This window comes from Sphingopyxis terrae subsp. terrae NBRC 15098 (assembly GCF_001610975.1).
GTDB lineage: Bacteria > Pseudomonadota > Alphaproteobacteria > Sphingomonadales > Sphingomonadaceae > Sphingopyxis > Sphingopyxis terrae_A.
In genome coordinates this window covers 1205979-1220657 of the sequence record NZ_CP013342.1, presented here as the reverse complement: position 1 = coordinate 1220657, position 14679 = coordinate 1205979, and the positions used below count along the sequence as shown (strand labels likewise).

The window sequence follows — 14679 nt, the reverse complement described above, 5'->3', positions numbered from 1 at the left end:
TTCAGGGCAGCCGCTTGATTGCGGGCGGCGTCCAGCGGCCTTCGCGCGCCGCGCGCTCGGGCAGGTAGAGGCGCAGGTTCATCGAAAAGGACCCGGCGGGGGCGGGCAGCCAGTTGGCCTGTTTGTCGGCGCCGGGGTCGTCCTTCTGGATATAGAGGTCGAGCGATCCGTCGGCATTGAACGCCAGCTTGTCGCGATCGCCGATCGCATAGCGGCCGATCGGATTGTCGACGAAGAACTGATCTTCGCCATACATGGTCAGCGACCAGAAGGCGTCAGCGGGCGGAAGCTGGTCCTTGTCGAAATGCAGCACATAGCGTGCGGCACCGGTCAGCGGCTTGCCCTCGCTGTCGAGCGGCGCCATCGGGTAGATGGCTTCCTCGGGCGGCAGCGCACCCAGCCCGGCATAGGCAACGAAGGCGCGTTGGAGATAGTCATTGCCATAGACGCCCAGCGCATTGCCCAGCGCGACCCAATTGTTGCGCGTCAGCGCCAGCCGTTTACGGCGATCGAGCATCCGCTGATAGGCGTCGGCCGCGGCGCGCGTCAGGCCGCGCTGGACCGCCGGATCGGCCTTTGCGAGGTCGAAATCCTGTCCCGGAACCAGCCCGACGCGCTCCATGCGCAGCAGGATCGCGTAATCGGTCGCGTGCGGCGGATTGCGCTTCATCACCTCAGCGAAGCGCGCGAAAAAGGCGCCGGGCGTCATCTGTGCGACCTGGATCACCGGCGGGGTCTTCATGTCGACGCTGCTGTCGACCTTCGGCATTGTGACGGCGCGCGGTTTGCCCCATTGCGACAGCGGCGCAGCATCATAGCCTGCCTGCAGGCTGTGGACATGGTCGTAATCGGCGGGGCCGTTGGTCTGGATGCGCCCGATGATCCACCCCATGTCGGTCGGGCTGCGCACCATCCGCATCCCCTGGGGCAGCCTGCCCTGCCAATGCGGACCGACCAGAGCGACGGTACCACCGTCGTTGCCCGTGGTGCGCGTGCCCAGCGTCGCGAACACCTCGGTCCACATGTCCATGATCGGCACCACATGATAGCGGCCGGCGGTCTTCGGCAGCGTCAGGACGAGCGGGTCCTTGCCCACGTCATACCATAGCGAGGAATAAAGCGTGTCGGCGTTGGGGCGCACGACATCCTTGAAGGTCGCGTCGGGATAGGTTCGCATATGCGAGAAATCGTTCATCGGCGCGCGCAGCCGTCCGGGCGCACCGGCATTGGTCGATACGAGCCGGGTCGTGTCCATCAGCACCATCGGATAGCCATAGGTATAGGCGTCGAGGCCGATCTCATAGGCCTCCTCCTCGCTCGCGGGGGCCGCCTGCACGGCCGGGCCCGACAGCGTGCCCGCGAGCATCGCCAGCAGCGCCAACAGATATTTCATAGGACCTCACTCCTCTTTCCACCTTTGCATTGGCGCCGTAGCGGGGCAGGCGGGCGCAGTCTGTCATCGGGCCGACAATCTCGTTGGGAAAATTGCCGCCGCATCCTACTATGGGCGCCGGGAGGACGGGTGATGGCGTCGCGGTCGCGGGAAAGCGTGGGGGAAGACACAGCGCCGACGCACGGCGACCGGCTGGCCGTGCTGCGCCGCTGTCCGCTCTTCGCTGCCTGGCCGGAGGCGCGGCTTGCCGACCTCGCCCGCATCGCGCGCAGCGCCGACTATCCGCGCGGCGCCGAAATCTTCGCGCGCGATCCCGAACAACGCGACATTTTCGTGATCGCGGCAGGCGGGGTCGAGGTCAGCCGGGGCAGCGCCGCCGGACGCAAGTTCGTGCTCAGCCTGTCGGGACCGTTCGAAGTGCTCGCGCTCGTTCGTCTGCTCGACAATCCGCCGATCCGTTTCGCCTACCGCGCGCATAAGGATACGACGCTGGTGCATCTGCCGGTGGCCGGGCTGCGCGCGATCCTCGACACCGATCCGATCCTGTGGCGTGACATCGCGCTGCTCATGTGCGCGCGGCAGGGTGACAGCCTGCGGCTGCTCAACGACCAGCAGCTCGGATCGCTCGACCAGCGCATGGCGTGGACGCTCGCTGACCTCGCGCGCATCCACGGCATCGCGGGCGAACAGGGGACCGACTTGGGTTTGCGATTGCCGCAGGAGCAGTTGGGCGCGATGCTCGGCGTCACGCGCCAGAGCGTGAACAAGCTGTTGCGCGGGTTCGAGGAGGCGGGGCTGATCGCCATCGATTACAACCGTATCACCATCCGCGACCCTGCGGCGCTCGATCGCCTCGCGGCGCAGCGCGATTAGGCGACCCGCCCCGGCACCGCCGACAAAAAAAGGGGCCGCAAGGCCCCTTTTCGATCCGGCAAGCGACGCGCGGCGTCAGCCGGCGATATGTTCGGCGAGGACGGTGAGGCCGGCTTCGTTCACTTCGGCAAAGCCGCCTTCGACCTCGATCGTTTCGGGCTGGGCGCCGTTCGTCGCATAGATGGTCAGCGGGCCGTTGCGCAGCGTCGCCATGAAGGGCGCATGGCCTTCGAGCACCGAGAAATCGCCTTCGCTGCCCGGCACGGTGACCATATAGACGTCGCTCGACCGCTCGAGGCGGGCGGGGGTAACGAGTTCGAACTTCAGAGCCATATCTCTATTCCTACAACCCCTCCCCCGAAAGGGAGGGGCCGTTATCCTCAGGCCGCGTCTTCGGCGAGCTTCGCGGCCTTGGCGACCGCTTCGTCGATGCCGCCGACCATATAGAAGGCTGCTTCGGGCAGATGGTCATATTCGCCGTCGACGACGGCCTTGAACGACTTCACCGTTTCCTCGATCGGCACGAACTTGCCGGGGATGCCGGTGAAGACTTCGGCGACGTGGAACGGCTGCGACAGGAAGCGCTGGATCTTGCGCGCGCGGGCGACGACCAGCTTATCTTCTTCCGAAAGCTCGTCCATGCCCAGGATCGCGATGATGTCCTGCAGCGACTTGTACTTCTGCAGCGTTTCCTGAACGCGGCGGGCGGTTTCGTAATGCTCCTGGCCGACCGTCGCGGCGGTCAGCACGCGGCTGGTCGAATCGAGCGGGTCGACCGCGGGATAGATGCCGAGTTCCGAAATCGCGCGGCTCAGCGTCGTGGTCGCGTCCAAGTGAGCGAAGGAGGTGGCGGGAGCCGGGTCGGTCAAGTCGTCCGCGGGGACGTAAATGGCCTGCACCGACGTGATCGAGCCCTTGGTGGTCGAGGTGATGCGTTCCTGAAGCGCGCCCATGTCGGTCGACAGGGTCGGCTGGTAACCCACGGCGGAAGGAATACGGCCGAGCAGCGCCGACACTTCCGAACCCGCCTGCGTGAAGCGGAAGATGTTGTCGACGAAGAACAGAACGTCCTGGCCTTCCTGGTCGCGGAAATATTCGGCCATGGTCAGGCCCGAGAGCGCGACGCGAGCACGCGCACCCGGGGGTTCGTTCATCTGGCCGAACACCAGCGCCACCTTCGACCCCTCGGGGGTCGGGTTGCCGTCGGCGTCCTTGGCGATAACGCCGGCGTCGAGGAATTCGTGATAGAGGTCGTTGCCTTCGCGGGTGCGTTCACCGACGCCCGCGAACACCGACACGCCGCCGTGGCCCTTGGCGATGTTGTTGATCAGTTCCTGAATGAGAACGGTCTTGCCGACGCCGGCGCCGCCGAACAGGCCGATCTTGCCGCCCTTGGCGTAGGGCGCGATCAGGTCGATGACCTTGATGCCGGTGACCAGGATCGCCGCTTCGGTCGACTGGTCGACGAATTCGGGAGCCTTGGCGTGGATCGGTGCGGTCATGTCGCTGTTCACCGGGCCGCGCTCGTCGATCGGGTCACCGATGACGTTGAGGATGCGGCCGAGCGTCTGCGGGCCGACGGGAACCGAAATCTGCGCACCGGTGTCGGTGACGGGCTGGCCGCGGGTCAGGCCGTCGGTCGCATCCATCGCGATCGTGCGGACGGTGTTCTCGCCAAGGTGCTGCGCGACTTCGAGGACGAGGCGGTTGCCATTGTTGTCGGTTTCGAGCGCGTTCAGAATGGCGGGCAGCGGGCCGGTGAACTGGACGTCGACGACGGCGCCGATGACCTGTGCAACGCGGCCGGTCGCGGTGCCGGTCGCAGCAGCCTTCGGCGCTGCGGCCTTCTTCGGCGCAGCAGCCTTGGGCGCGGCGGCCTTCTTGGCGGGAGCCTTCTTTTCAGCGGGAGCGGTAGCCATGGTCTTCTTCCTTGGGTTGATCGGTTAGAGCGCTTCGGCGCCCGCGATAATCTCGATAAGTTCGGTGGTGATCGCCGCCTGACGCGTGCGGTTGTAAACGATGGTCAGCTTGTTGATCAGCTCGCCCGCGTTGCGCGTCGCATTGTCCATCGCAGTCATCGACGCGCCCTGTTCGGACGCGGCGTTTTCAAGGAGGCCCTTGAAGATCTGGATGGTGACGTTGCGCGGCAAGAGGTCAGCAAGGATTTCTTCCTCGCCCGGTTCATATTCGACCGCAGCGCCGCTCGACGCCGGAACGTCAGCGGGCGGCGGAACCGGGATCATCTGCTGGCCGGTTGCGATCTGAAGCAGCGCCGAGCGGAACTTCGAATAGAAGAGGTGCGCGACGTCGAAGGCGCCGGCTTCGTAAAGCTCCATCACCTTCGCTGAAATCTCGTTCGCCTGATCGAAGCCGATATCGCGGATGCCGGTCGTTTCGTAATTCTCGATGATCTGGCCGGGGAAGAGGCGGGCGATCACCGGCCGGCCCTTGCGGCCGACGAGGAAGAAGCGAACCGTCTTGCCTTCGGCCTGCAGCGCCAGAGCCTTGTCGCGTGCCGCCTTGACGATGTTCGAGTTGAACGCGCCGGCGAGGCCGCGGTCGCTGTTGAGCACGACCAGCAGGTGGGTGTCGCTCTTGCCGGTACCCGACAGCAGCTTGGGCGCCGAATCCGACGCGCCGACCTTGGAGGCGAGGCTGGCGACGACGCCTTCGAGCCGCTCGGCATAGGGCCGCGCAGCTTCGGCCGCGGCCTGCGCCTTGCGCAGCTTGGCGGCGGCAACCATCTTCTTGGCCTTGGTGATCTTCTGGGTCGATTTGACCGAGACGATCCGCCCTTTGAGTTCCTTAAGCGATGCCATTACGGCCCCTCTTGTTCGTCAGCCCGGCGCAGGAGGCCGGGCTCACGGTAACTTGGCTTACGCGAAAATCTTGGCGAAGGCGTCGAGCGCCGCGACCAGGCTCTTCTTGGTGTCGTCGCCAAGATCCTTGGTGTCGCGGATCGCCTTCAACACATCGGCATGGTCGCTGCGCAGATAGGCGAGCATTGCCGCTTCGTAGCGCGACACGTCGGTCGTCGCGACAGCGTCGAGATAGCCGTTGGTGCCGGCAAAGATCGATGCGGTCTGCTCTTCGAACGGCATCGGCTGGAACTGCGGCTGCTTCAAGAGCTGCGTCAGGCGCGCGCCGCGGTTGAGCAGCTTTTGCGTCGAGGCGTCGAGGTCCGAACCGAACTGCGCGAAGGCTTCCATTTCGCGATACTGTGCAAGCTCGAGCTTGATCGAGCCCGACACCTTCTTCATCGCCTTGGTCTGCGCGGCCGAGCCGACGCGGCTCACCGACAGGCCGACGTTGATCGCCGGACGGATACCCGCGTTGAACAGGTTGGTTTCAAGGAAGATCTGGCCGTCGGTGATCGAAATCACGTTGGTCGGGATGTACGCCGAAACGTCACCCGCCTGCGTTTCGATGATCGGCAGCGCGGTGAGCGAGCCCGAACCATTGTCGCTGTTCATCTTCGCAGCGCGCTCGAGCAGGCGGCTGTGCAGATAGAAAACGTCGCCCGGATAGGCTTCGCGGCCCGGCGGGCGGCGGAGCAGCAGCGACATCTGGCGGTAGGCGACGGCCTGCTTCGACAGATCGTCATAGACGATCACGGCGTGCATGCCGTTGTCGCGGAAGAACTCGCCCATCGTCACGCCGGCATAGGGGGCGAGATACTGGAGCGGCGCGGGTTCCGACGCAGTCGCGGCGACGACGATCGAATATTCCATCGCGCCATTTTCTTCGAGCTGGCGAACGATCTGCGCGACGGTCGAACGCTTCTGACCGACGGCGACGTAGATGCAGTAGAGCTTCTTCGATTCGTCGTCGCCCTTGTTGACGTCCTTCTGGTTGATGAATGTGTCGATCGCGACGGCGGTCTTGCCGGTCTGACGGTCACCGATGATCAGTTCGCGCTGGCCGCGGCCGACGGGAACGAGCGCGTCGAGCGCCTTGAGGCCGGTCTGGACCGGTTCGTGAACCGAGGTGCGCGGGATGATGCCCGGCGCCTTGACTTCGACGCGCATGCGCTTGTCGGCCTTGATCGGGCCCTTGCCATCGATCGGGTTGCCGAGGCCATCGACGACGCGGCCGAGCAGACCCTTGCCGACGGGGACGTCGACGATCGTGCCGGTGCGCTTGACGGTGTCGCCTTCCTTGATCTCGCTGTCCGAGCCGAAGATCACGATGCCGACGTTGTCGGCTTCGAGGTTGAGCGCCATGCCCTTCACGCCATTGGCGAATTCGACCATTTCGCCGGCCTGGACATTGTCGAGGCCATAGACGCGGGCGATGCCGTCACCGACGGAGAGCACCGAACCGATTTCGCTGACCGTGGCGTCGGTCCCGAAATTGGCGATCTGGTCCTTGATGACCTTGCTGATTTCAGCGGCGCGGATTTCCATTATTCAGCCTTTCATCGGGCAATTTGGCGTCGGGCTTTTCAGCCCTTCATCGCCTGGGCGAAACTGTTGAGACGGGTACGGATGCTGCCGTCGATCAGCTGGCTGCCCAGCTGGACGACGAGGCCGCCGAGAATGGCGGGGTCGACGGTGGTCGCGATCTTCACGTCGCGGCCGACACGGGTCTTGAGGTTGGCGGCGAGCGCCTTCAATTGCTCGGCGCTCAGCGGGTGGGCGCTGGTGACCTTGGCGGTCACTTCGCCGCGGTGCGCCGCGACGATCGCATGATAGGCGTCGATCATCGCGGGCAGATCGGCAAGGCGGCGATTTTCGGCGAGCACGCCCAGGAATTTGGCGGTCAGCGAATCGAGCTTCAACGCCTTGGCCACCGCCTCGATTGCCTTTTCGGCATCGCCGCGGGTAACGACGGGGCTCGAGATCAGGGTCGCCAGATCGGCCGAATCGGTCAGCGCGGTCTGCAGCTTTGCAAGGCTCGCCTGAACGCCGTCGATTGCCTTCGATTCGCTCGCCAGATCGAACAGCGCGCTGGCATAGCGGCCCGCGAGGCCCGCCGTGATGTTGCCCTGAATGCCGCCGGAATTCTCCACGCGCGAAAGTCCTTCTCTACGATCCCGTGGGGGATTTGGTCGCGCGGTTTTCGGGGAAATTCGACGAACCACCCCCGCGCGAAGTCGCGGCGCGCCTAGCAACGATTCTGTTGCAATGCAAGGTGGGGGTGGGAGGAATCCGCTTCACCTTCCGCCCCCCTTTGCGTCGCGCTTGTCGAAGCGGCCGACTTTCTCCAAACAGGCGCGAAAGTCGGATCGCGCCACGACTGGCGCGGCAAGCACGGAAGAGGGCAAGGCCGATGGGCGAAATGATCCGTATGACAATGGACGACGGCGCGGAAATCGCGGTCTATCACGCCCAGCCAGTCGGCGAACGCCGCGGCGGGCTCGTCCTGATCCAGGAAATCTTCGGGGTCACCGATCATATTCGCGAGCTGTGCGACGAATATGCGGCCGACGGCTATGAGGTGCTGTCGCCCGCGCTGTTCGACCGCGAGCATCCGGGGTTCGAAAGCGACTATTCGGGGCCGCAGTTCGAGCGCGCGGTGCAGCTGGCGCGCGAACTCCATCCGTTCGAACAGAGTCTAAAGGACGCGCAGACCTGTATCGATGCCCTGAAGGCGAAGGGGCCGGTCTTCATCACCGGCTATTGCTACGGCGGGTCGGTCGCGTGGCGAATGGCGCAGATCAGCCCCGATCTGGCCGCCGCTTCCTCCTATTACGGCAGCCTCGTCCCGACAATGTTCAAGGATGAGGCGCCGGGGTGCGCCGCCATCGCCCATTTCGGCCGCTTCGACGGCGGCATTCCGATGGACGGCGTCGAGACGCTGATCGCGCGCGATCATCCGACCGCGCGAATCTTCGTCTATGAGGCGGGCCACGGCTTCAACAGCGACCGCCGCAAGGATTATCACGAACCGAGCGCCGACCTCGCGAGGGACCGCACACTCATGCTGTTCAAGGCGTGCGGGGGATAGCAGACGCTGCCACGACCCCGCGCAGCATCAGGGCGCTGGCTTTGCTCCCGCCCCTGCCGCCGCCTTCTGGCACTGGTAGACGAGCCGCTCGTTCGGGCTGGCGGGCAGTACGGCGCGAATTGCATCCTGCTGCGTCGCGAGCCCGGCAAGCGCGTCGGGGTCGGTGGTGCAGGCCTTGAGCGTGATCCCCGCCCGCGCCTCGCGCGCCAGCTTCATGGTGTCGGCATCGAGCAGATAGCGGTCGACGCGATAATCCTTCGCCGCCGGATCGATCGACGCGACGGTCACGGTCGCCTCCTCATTGGGCACCAGGATACGCTGCCAACGGCCATCGGCGCCCATCGCATATTGGGTGCGGTCGTTGACGCAGCCGTTCGCGGCGATCGCGACCGGCACGTCGGTGGTCGACGACACGGTAATGCGGCTGCGGTCAGGGCGGATCGTGCAGAGATAATTACCTTCGGCAAGCTTGGCCCCTTCGGGCTTCGCCGTATCGGCCGTATCGCCTTCGACCGCGTCGAGCGCCGCATGCGCATCGGGCCGCGTCGCAAAGAGCAGCGCCGCGAACAGCATCAGCGCGGCCCCGGCGCTCCCTGCGATCTTGGCGCGGCGCATATTCTTCTGATTGTAGAAGATCAGCGCCGCCCCGGCGCCGAGCGCGCCGATCACGAACAGCACCCCGGCGAGCGCCATGCGGTTCTCACGCGCGGTCATCGCCGCTTCCTCGGCGCGCGCGGCCTTGAGGTCATGGTCGAGCTTCGCCGCTTCGTCGCGCGCGGCATTGGCCTGCGCCAGCGCGCGGGCATCGGCTTCCAGCGCGGCGCGGTCGCGGGCGTCGGCCTCGGCCATCGTCAGGCACGGCGTTCCGACGCTCGCGAAACTCTGTCCGGCGTCGCCAAGGAAGCGCGTCACCTCGCGGCCCGCGATCGCGAAGGCGAAGGGCGAATCGCCGTCGTCGGCGCGGGTGATGAAGGTGTTGATGCCGACGATGCGCCCGCAACTGTCGACGAGCGGTCCGCCCGAATTGCCGCGCGCGATCTTCGCCGTGTGGACATAGGTGGCGATGCCCTCGATCGCTTGGGTGTTCGACAGATTGCCCTCGCTTCGCACCGGGCTGCGCGGGGTGATATAATCGGTCGCGCTCTGCGCGGTCGCAAGGTCGACATTGCCCGGATAGCCGAGCGCGACGACCTCTGCCCCCGCCTCGAACGGCCCCGAATAGATGACCGCGGCGGGCACGTGCCCCTCGGTCATTTCGATGAGCGCCAGGTCGCGCTTGGTATCGATCGCGATCAGCTTGCCGGCATAGCTTTTCTTCCCTTCGGAGGGGACGACGCCGAGCGCGACATTGTTCGGATATTTGGCCGCCGATTCGACGACATGGGCGTTGGTGAGGATGCGGGTCGGCGAAATGGCGATGCCGCTGCCATGCCCGAAGCCGACGACTTCGCCATCGACCATCGCTACGGTGACGACGCGGACGACGCTGCGCGAAACCGCGCTGATATCGTCGGCAGCGCGGGCCGGAACCGCGAAGGCGACGAGAGCAAGCAGGGGGGCGAAGAAGAATGCGAGAAGACGGGTCATGGCCGCGAACCTAGTCGCTGCGCGCGCGAAGGCAAGTTAGAGGTAGGGGCGCCACATGATCAGCCATGCCCCGGCGCTGCCGACCAGAATGGCGATCGCGCTCGTCGCCAGCACTACGGTCACGGCGGATCGCACCGCGGGCCTGCCCCGCGCGCCGGTGCGCAAATAGAGTTCGGTCACGCCGAGCGGCAGCAGCGAGTTGGCGAAAGCCAGGAAGATGTCGAACGGGCCGTCCATCGCCGTGCCGATCCCCGCGCCGCCGGCCGCGATGCCCCAGGTCATATAGCCGACGCGCATGAACCAGACTGCGCTCGCCACCGCGAACAGGCGTAGCGTCCAGCGCCGGTGCGCCGCAAACCGGCGCGCCCGGGCATCCCGCCATGCAAGCGCGCCGAAGAGAAGAATGAGCAGCGCATCGAGGCTGATTCCCACCGCGCCCGCCCAGTGCAGCCAAGTGCCGCGCACCCAGGTCAGCCAGAGCCCGCCGAGCGCGAGCACCAGCGCGCTGAGCAGATAGAGCCGGCCGTTCCAGCGGTGGATGGCGGGCCAGCGTCCCCGGATCGCGGGCACCAACTGCACCAGTCCGCCGAAGGTGATGACCGCCGCCATCAGCACATGTGCCGCAAAGAAGAGATTGCCGCCCACATCGCCGGGCACGAAGCCCTTGATCAGCGGTTTGGCATTCCACGCGGCGAAGTCACCCGACAAGGAGGACGGGTAGTAGAAAAGCAGGATGAAGGCGGTGAAGAGCAACTGGCCCGCCGCGATCGACAGGAAGCAGAGGGTAGCGGAAAGCCGGAGCCAGTCGCGCGGCGCCGCCCGCTTTCCGCCGGTCTGCGATACGTCGATGGTCGTCATTCGATAGTCTCCGATGTCATCCGTCGATGCCGGGCATCGAAACTGTTGGTTTGGTGGAAAAAATCAGAGGCGAGCGCATCGTCCGGCTTTGAGCGCAAGCATCGGGACGCATCGCCGCGCCTGGCATGACAAATCGGCGAGCAGACAAAGGAGCCGCATATGACTGATCGAATGCGCTATCGAATTCAGGGGCTGGACCCCGCGCCCTTCGCCCCGCTTTTCGCGCTCGACGATGAGGCGCTGAGCGCGCGGAACGCCCGCCGCGTCATTGCCACCGCCGACCGCGGCTTTCCCTGCCGGGTCAGCCTGGAGGACGCAAGGGCGGGCGAGGAACTAGTACTGCTGCATCACCTCAGCCACGACGTCGCCACGCCCTATCGCAGCGCCTATGCCATTTATGTCCGGCGCGGCGCGGCGCGCACGATGTGGCGCGACCGGACGCCGCCGGTGTTCGAGGGGCGCCCGCTCGCGATGCGTGCCTTTGGTGCCGACGGCATGCTGCGAACCGCGCGGGTCGCAGGGCCGGGCGAAGCCGATGCCGCAATCCGCGACCTGTTCGCGGACGCCGGCATCGCCTATATCGACGCCCATAATGCCGCGTACGGATGCTTTGCCGCGCGGATCGAGCGGGATGCGAGCGAGGGAGCCGAGCCATGAGCGCCGACAGCATGACCGATGCCGATCGCTGGGCGGCGGTGCAGCGCCGCGACCGTGCGCTCGACGGACGCTTCGTCACCGGTGTGCTGACGACGGGCATCTATTGCAGGCCGAGCTGCGCGGCGCGGCATCCGGCGCGCGCGAATGTCCGCTTCTTCGCCGACGGAGCCGCAGCACGCGCCGCCGGACTGCGCCCGTGCAAGCGTTGCCTGCCAGACGATGTCGCGCGCGACGAAGGCGCCGTGATCGCCGCCATCGCCGCGATCAAGGACAGCGAGGAGCCGCTCGCGCTCGCCGATCTTGCGGCGCGTACCGGCTATTCGGCGACCCATTTTCAGCGCGTCTTCACCCGTCACACCGGCCTTTCGCCAGCTGCCTATGCAAGGGCGCTGCGCGAGGAGCGCGCCCGGGCGGCGTTGAGCGAGGCGGGGCGCGTGACCGACGCCATCTATGACGCGGGCTTTTCGGGGCCGTCGCGCTTTTACGACACGATGGAGGGACGCATGGGAATGACCGCTTCGGCATGGGTGAATGGCGGCAAGGGCGCGACGATTCACTGGGCGGTGGTATCGACGAGCCTTGGCGACATGCTCGTCGCGGCGACCGCAAAGGGCGTGTGCCGCCTCAGCTTTGCGGAAGGGCGCGATGCGCTTGAGGCGCGCTTCCCGGCCGCCGAACTGGTCGAGGGCGGCGCCGATTTCACCGCGCTGCTGCAGCAGGTGGTCGATGCGGTAGAGGCGCCGGCGGCCGGTTTTGACCATATTCCGCTCGATGTGAAGGGCACCGCCTTTCAGGAAGCGGTCTGGCGCGAACTGCGCAAGATACCGGCGGGCGAGACGCGCAGCTACGCCGACATCGCGGCCGCGGTCGGCAAGCCCAAGGCGGTGCGCGCCGCGGGCAGCGCCAATGGTGCGAACAACGTCGCGGTCCTCATCCCGTGCCACCGCGTCGTGCGCAGCGACGGCTCGCTCGGCGGCTATGCCTATGGCCTGCCGATCAAGCGCGAACTTCTGAAAAGGGAAATTAAATGACCGACAAAATCGCGACCTTCCGTGCGCTTCACATTCCCGGTGACCCGCTGATTCTGGTCAATATCTGGGATGCCGGCAGCGCGAAGGCGGTCGCCGCCGCGGGGGTCAAGGCGATCGCGACCGGAAGCTATGGCGTCGCCGGCGCGCAGGGCCGCGCCGATGGCGAGGATTTTCCGCTTGCCGATGTGTTCGAGAATCTCGCGCGCATCCTGTCGGTCACCGACTTGCCGGTCACGATCGACATGGAATCGGGCTATGGCGCCGATCCCGCCAGCGTTGGCGCCTCGGTCGCGCGGGCAAGGGCGGCGGGAGCGGCGGGGATCAATATGGAGGACCGGATGCCCGGCCGGAACGATCTGTTGCCGATCGCGGAGGCGCAGGCGCGCTACCGTGCCGCGGCCGATACCGGAATTTTCGTCAACGCCCGCTGCGATGTCTTTCGCGGCGCCGATGCGGCGAAGGAGGGCGACCGGCTCGTCGCCGCCGTGCTCGAGCGCGCCCGCGCCTATGCCGATGCCGGCGCAGGCTCGCTGTTCGTCCCCTTCCTCGGCGATGCGCGCTGCATTGGCGCGATTTGCGCGGCGTCGCCGCTACCGGTCAATATCCTGCGCGCCAAGGCGGGGCCGACCCATGCCGAACTGGCGGCGCTCGGCGTCGCGCGGATCAGTCATGGGCATCAGCCGTGGGCGGCGGCGATGGCGTGGCTGACCGGTCAGGCGCAGCAGGTGCTGGGCGGCGGCGAACCCGATTATTGAGTGGCCGTTGCGGGCCGCGCCACGGCGTACATTTCCTTTGCCATCGTCTTGGTGAGCGCCCAGCGATCGTCGCCTTCCTTGTAGAGATCGAAGTGGGTGCGGCCGGGAACGAAGCGGAAGCTCGCCTTTGCGCCGAGGCCGTCGAGGACGGCCTTCAGCCGCTCGGCTGACTGGTTGAGATAAAAAGTGTCCGCGGTGCCGACGGTCAGATGGATCTTGCCGTCGAGATCGGGTTTGAGCCGTGCCCAGTCACGCGCGATGATATGCGCTATGTCAAAATGATCGCGCCAATAGGTGACGACGGCGGGATCGATCTTGCCGGTCACGCGATTGAACATCGGGCAGGGACGTCCATCGGGGCATTTGGGCGAAAAGACCCAGTCGAAGCTTGCAAGCTGGCCGCCATAGGGACCGAGTACCGCCTCGAGTTGGGCGAACTGGCGAAAGGTCGCGACGACCTTGCCGTCATCGCGAACGAGCGGCCGGTCGATTCCGTCGCTGCCTGCATAGGCGTTGGCGGCAGGCGCATAGAGGTCGATATTCGTGAAATCGTGAAAATCGCTCGGGTCGGGCGCGGTCGGCCAGCTTCCGCCGAACAGCTTCGGATAGGCGACCTGCAACCACAACGTCGACCAGCCGCCCGAACTGTGCCCGGTCAGGAAGCGGCCCGACGGACGGGCGTCCATGCGATATTTCATTTCCAGCGCGGGGATCGCCTCGGTCGTCAGTGCCGTTCCCCACGGGCCGTTGTTGGCCGAATCGGCAAATTCGTGCGTTCCGGTCGCGATATGATGGTCGAGGAAGACCCAGATCATCGGAGGAAGGTCGCCCTTCGCCATCATCGCCGCTGTGCGCGCAGCGCTTGCGTGCGCGCTGTCGCTCGTGCTGCCGAAGCCGCCGTCCGAATAGACGGTGGGGTAGGTGTCGCCGCCCTTGGCATAGCCCGGCGGCAAGGCGACCCATCCCTCGATCGCTGTGTCGCGACCCCAGAAGCGCGACAGGGCGGCGCTGTGGACGGACAGCGGCTCGACCGACGTCAGCCCGGGTTCGATACCCGCCCGCGCCTCGGGCGATAGCGCGGCAAGCCAGGCTGCAAAATCCTGGCCCGCGATCTCGCGATCGAGGGACAAGGTCGGCACCGGCCCTGGCAGACGGGCTTCGACGACGGGCGAAACCAGATCGCCGGCGCCGCGCCCGCCATAATTATAATCATGGTTGCGGTCGAACACCGCCTGGATGCGATAGGTGCCCGGCGCCAGTGTCGACCAGGCGGCCGGAAAGGCATCGACGTCGGTGCCGACGATTGCGGTCCGGCCCGGCTTGAGGCTGCTCACTTCGATCGCCGCGATCGCGGTGCCGGTCGGCTCGAACGGCGACGTGTCGACCGCGTCCTGGGGCTTTGCGCCGGGTTCGACCTTTTGAGCGAAGACGATCAGGCGCCCGCTGCCCTCATCGCCGAGATCCTTTGGCGTGACGACCGGAACCGCGATTGGCTCGGCAAGAAGCGGCGTGGCGCTGACGGCAACGAGGCCGGTGGCGAGGGCGAGCGCAAGGCGCAGGGTCAAGCGGGACATGA

Annotated in this window: 14 protein-coding genes; 5 read left to right on the top strand and 9 right to left on the bottom strand. The window is 66.1% G+C overall.

The window, feature by feature from the left end; all coding sequences use genetic code 11:
* Position 1: 1 nt before the first annotated feature.
* Positions 2-1393 carry a DUF1254 domain-containing protein gene (locus AOA14_RS05910; RefSeq protein WP_062901144.1) on the bottom strand — a complete coding sequence of 464 codons (1392 nt, stop codon included), beginning with the start codon at positions 1391-1393 and terminating at the stop codon, positions 2-4.
* Between the two features lie 156 nt (positions 1394-1549).
* Between AOA14_RS05910 and AOA14_RS05905 the strand changes: the two genes are divergently transcribed.
* A complete protein-coding gene (locus tag AOA14_RS05905; protein ID WP_202988405.1) occupies positions 1550-2266 on the top strand; it encodes a Crp/Fnr family transcriptional regulator in 717 nt (238 codons plus the stop codon).
* Between the two features lie 75 nt (positions 2267-2341).
* Here AOA14_RS05905 and AOA14_RS05900 read toward each other — a convergent pair whose 3' ends face one another.
* From AOA14_RS05900 to AOA14_RS05880, 5 genes are read right to left on the bottom strand one after another with little or no spacing between them, the layout of a single operon-like run.
* Positions 2342-2599 (bottom strand): ATP synthase F1 subunit epsilon, encoded by a 258-nt coding sequence (locus AOA14_RS05900; RefSeq protein ID WP_003043394.1) that lies wholly within the window; start codon positions 2597-2599, stop codon positions 2342-2344.
* 47 nt (positions 2600-2646) lie between these two features.
* A complete protein-coding gene (atpD, locus tag AOA14_RS05895; protein ID WP_082819839.1) occupies positions 2647-4185 on the bottom strand; it encodes a F0F1 ATP synthase subunit beta in 1539 nt (512 codons plus the stop codon).
* Positions 4186-4209: 24 nt separating this feature from the next.
* The gene (locus AOA14_RS05890) at positions 4210-5085 is read right to left on the bottom strand and encodes a F0F1 ATP synthase subunit gamma (protein ID WP_062901142.1); all 876 of its coding nucleotides are present in this window, start codon (positions 5083-5085) and stop codon (positions 4210-4212) included.
* A gap of 57 nt (positions 5086-5142) precedes the next feature.
* Complete coding sequence (gene atpA, locus AOA14_RS05885; protein ID WP_003043389.1) at positions 5143-6672, bottom strand: F0F1 ATP synthase subunit alpha; 1530 nt, start codon at positions 6670-6672, stop codon at positions 5143-5145.
* 38 nt (positions 6673-6710) lie between these two features.
* The gene (locus AOA14_RS05880; RefSeq protein ID WP_062901141.1) at positions 6711-7277 is read right to left on the bottom strand and encodes a F0F1 ATP synthase subunit delta; all 567 of its coding nucleotides are present in this window, start codon (positions 7275-7277) and stop codon (positions 6711-6713) included.
* Between the two features lie 269 nt (positions 7278-7546).
* Here AOA14_RS05880 and AOA14_RS05875 point away from each other — a divergent pair, with 269 nt between their 5' ends.
* Entirely contained in the window at positions 7547-8215 is a 669-nt protein-coding gene (locus AOA14_RS05875) for a dienelactone hydrolase family protein (protein WP_409372280.1), read from the top strand.
* 27 nt (positions 8216-8242) lie between these two features.
* Here AOA14_RS05875 and AOA14_RS05870 read toward each other — a convergent pair whose 3' ends face one another.
* A complete protein-coding gene (locus AOA14_RS05870) occupies positions 8243-9802 on the bottom strand; it encodes a S1C family serine protease (RefSeq protein ID WP_062901139.1) in 1560 nt (519 codons plus the stop codon).
* 36 nt (positions 9803-9838) lie between these two features.
* Entirely contained in the window at positions 9839-10660 is an 822-nt protein-coding gene (locus AOA14_RS05865; RefSeq protein ID WP_062901138.1) for a DUF2306 domain-containing protein, read from the bottom strand.
* A 159-nt stretch (positions 10661-10819) separates the two neighbouring features.
* On the opposite strand from AOA14_RS05865, the gene AOA14_RS05860 reads away from it, so the two are divergent.
* The 3 genes from AOA14_RS05860 to AOA14_RS05850 are packed head-to-tail and all read left to right on the top strand — an operon-like array spanning position 10820 to position 13103.
* The gene (locus AOA14_RS05860) at positions 10820-11317 is read left to right on the top strand and encodes a DUF1203 domain-containing protein (protein ID WP_082819838.1); all 498 of its coding nucleotides are present in this window, start codon (positions 10820-10822) and stop codon (positions 11315-11317) included.
* Positions 11314-12348 (top strand): bifunctional transcriptional activator/DNA repair enzyme AdaA, encoded by a 1035-nt coding sequence (locus AOA14_RS05855; RefSeq protein WP_082819837.1) that lies wholly within the window; start codon positions 11314-11316, stop codon positions 12346-12348. The genes AOA14_RS05860 and AOA14_RS05855 overlap by 4 nt, the downstream gene beginning before the upstream one ends.
* Entirely contained in the window at positions 12345-13103 is a 759-nt protein-coding gene (locus AOA14_RS05850; protein WP_062901135.1) for an isocitrate lyase/PEP mutase family protein, read from the top strand. Before AOA14_RS05855 ends, AOA14_RS05850 begins: the two co-directional genes overlap by 4 nt.
* Here the strand turns inward: AOA14_RS05850 and AOA14_RS05845 are convergent.
* On the bottom strand, positions 13097-14677 hold the full coding sequence (locus AOA14_RS05845; RefSeq protein WP_062901134.1) for an alpha/beta hydrolase: 1581 nt from the start codon (positions 14675-14677) through the stop codon (positions 13097-13099). The genes AOA14_RS05850 and AOA14_RS05845 overlap by 7 nt on opposite strands.
* Between the last annotated feature and the right edge of the window lie 2 nt (positions 14678-14679).

Coding starts and splice junctions, on each gene's coding strand:
- AOA14_RS05910 (WP_062901144.1), bottom strand. CDS start 1,393: ATGAAATATCTGTTGGCGCTGCTGGCGATGCTCGCGGGCACGCTGTCG.
- AOA14_RS05900 (WP_003043394.1), bottom strand. CDS start 2,599: ATGGCTCTGAAGTTCGAACTCGTTACCCCCGCCCGCCTCGAGCGGTCG.
- atpD (WP_082819839.1), bottom strand. CDS start 4,185: ATGGCTACCGCTCCCGCTGAAAAGAAGGCTCCCGCCAAGAAGGCCGCC.
- AOA14_RS05890 (WP_062901142.1), bottom strand. CDS start 5,085: ATGGCATCGCTTAAGGAACTCAAAGGGCGGATCGTCTCGGTCAAATCG.
- atpA (WP_003043389.1), bottom strand. CDS start 6,672: ATGGAAATCCGCGCCGCTGAAATCAGCAAGGTCATCAAGGACCAGATC.
- AOA14_RS05875 (WP_409372280.1), top strand. CDS start 7,547: ATGATCCGTATGACAATGGACGACGGCGCGGAAATCGCGGTCTATCAC.
- AOA14_RS05870 (WP_062901139.1), bottom strand. CDS start 9,802: ATGACCCGTCTTCTCGCATTCTTCTTCGCCCCCCTGCTTGCTCTCGTC.
- AOA14_RS05865 (WP_062901138.1), bottom strand. CDS start 10,660: ATGACGACCATCGACGTATCGCAGACCGGCGGAAAGCGGGCGGCGCCG.
- AOA14_RS05860 (WP_082819838.1), top strand. CDS start 10,820: ATGACTGATCGAATGCGCTATCGAATTCAGGGGCTGGACCCCGCGCCC.
- AOA14_RS05855 (WP_082819837.1), top strand. CDS start 11,314: ATGAGCGCCGACAGCATGACCGATGCCGATCGCTGGGCGGCGGTGCAG.
- AOA14_RS05850 (WP_062901135.1), top strand. CDS start 12,345: ATGACCGACAAAATCGCGACCTTCCGTGCGCTTCACATTCCCGGTGAC.
- AOA14_RS05845 (WP_062901134.1), bottom strand. CDS start 14,677: ATGTCCCGCTTGACCCTGCGCCTTGCGCTCGCCCTCGCCACCGGCCTC.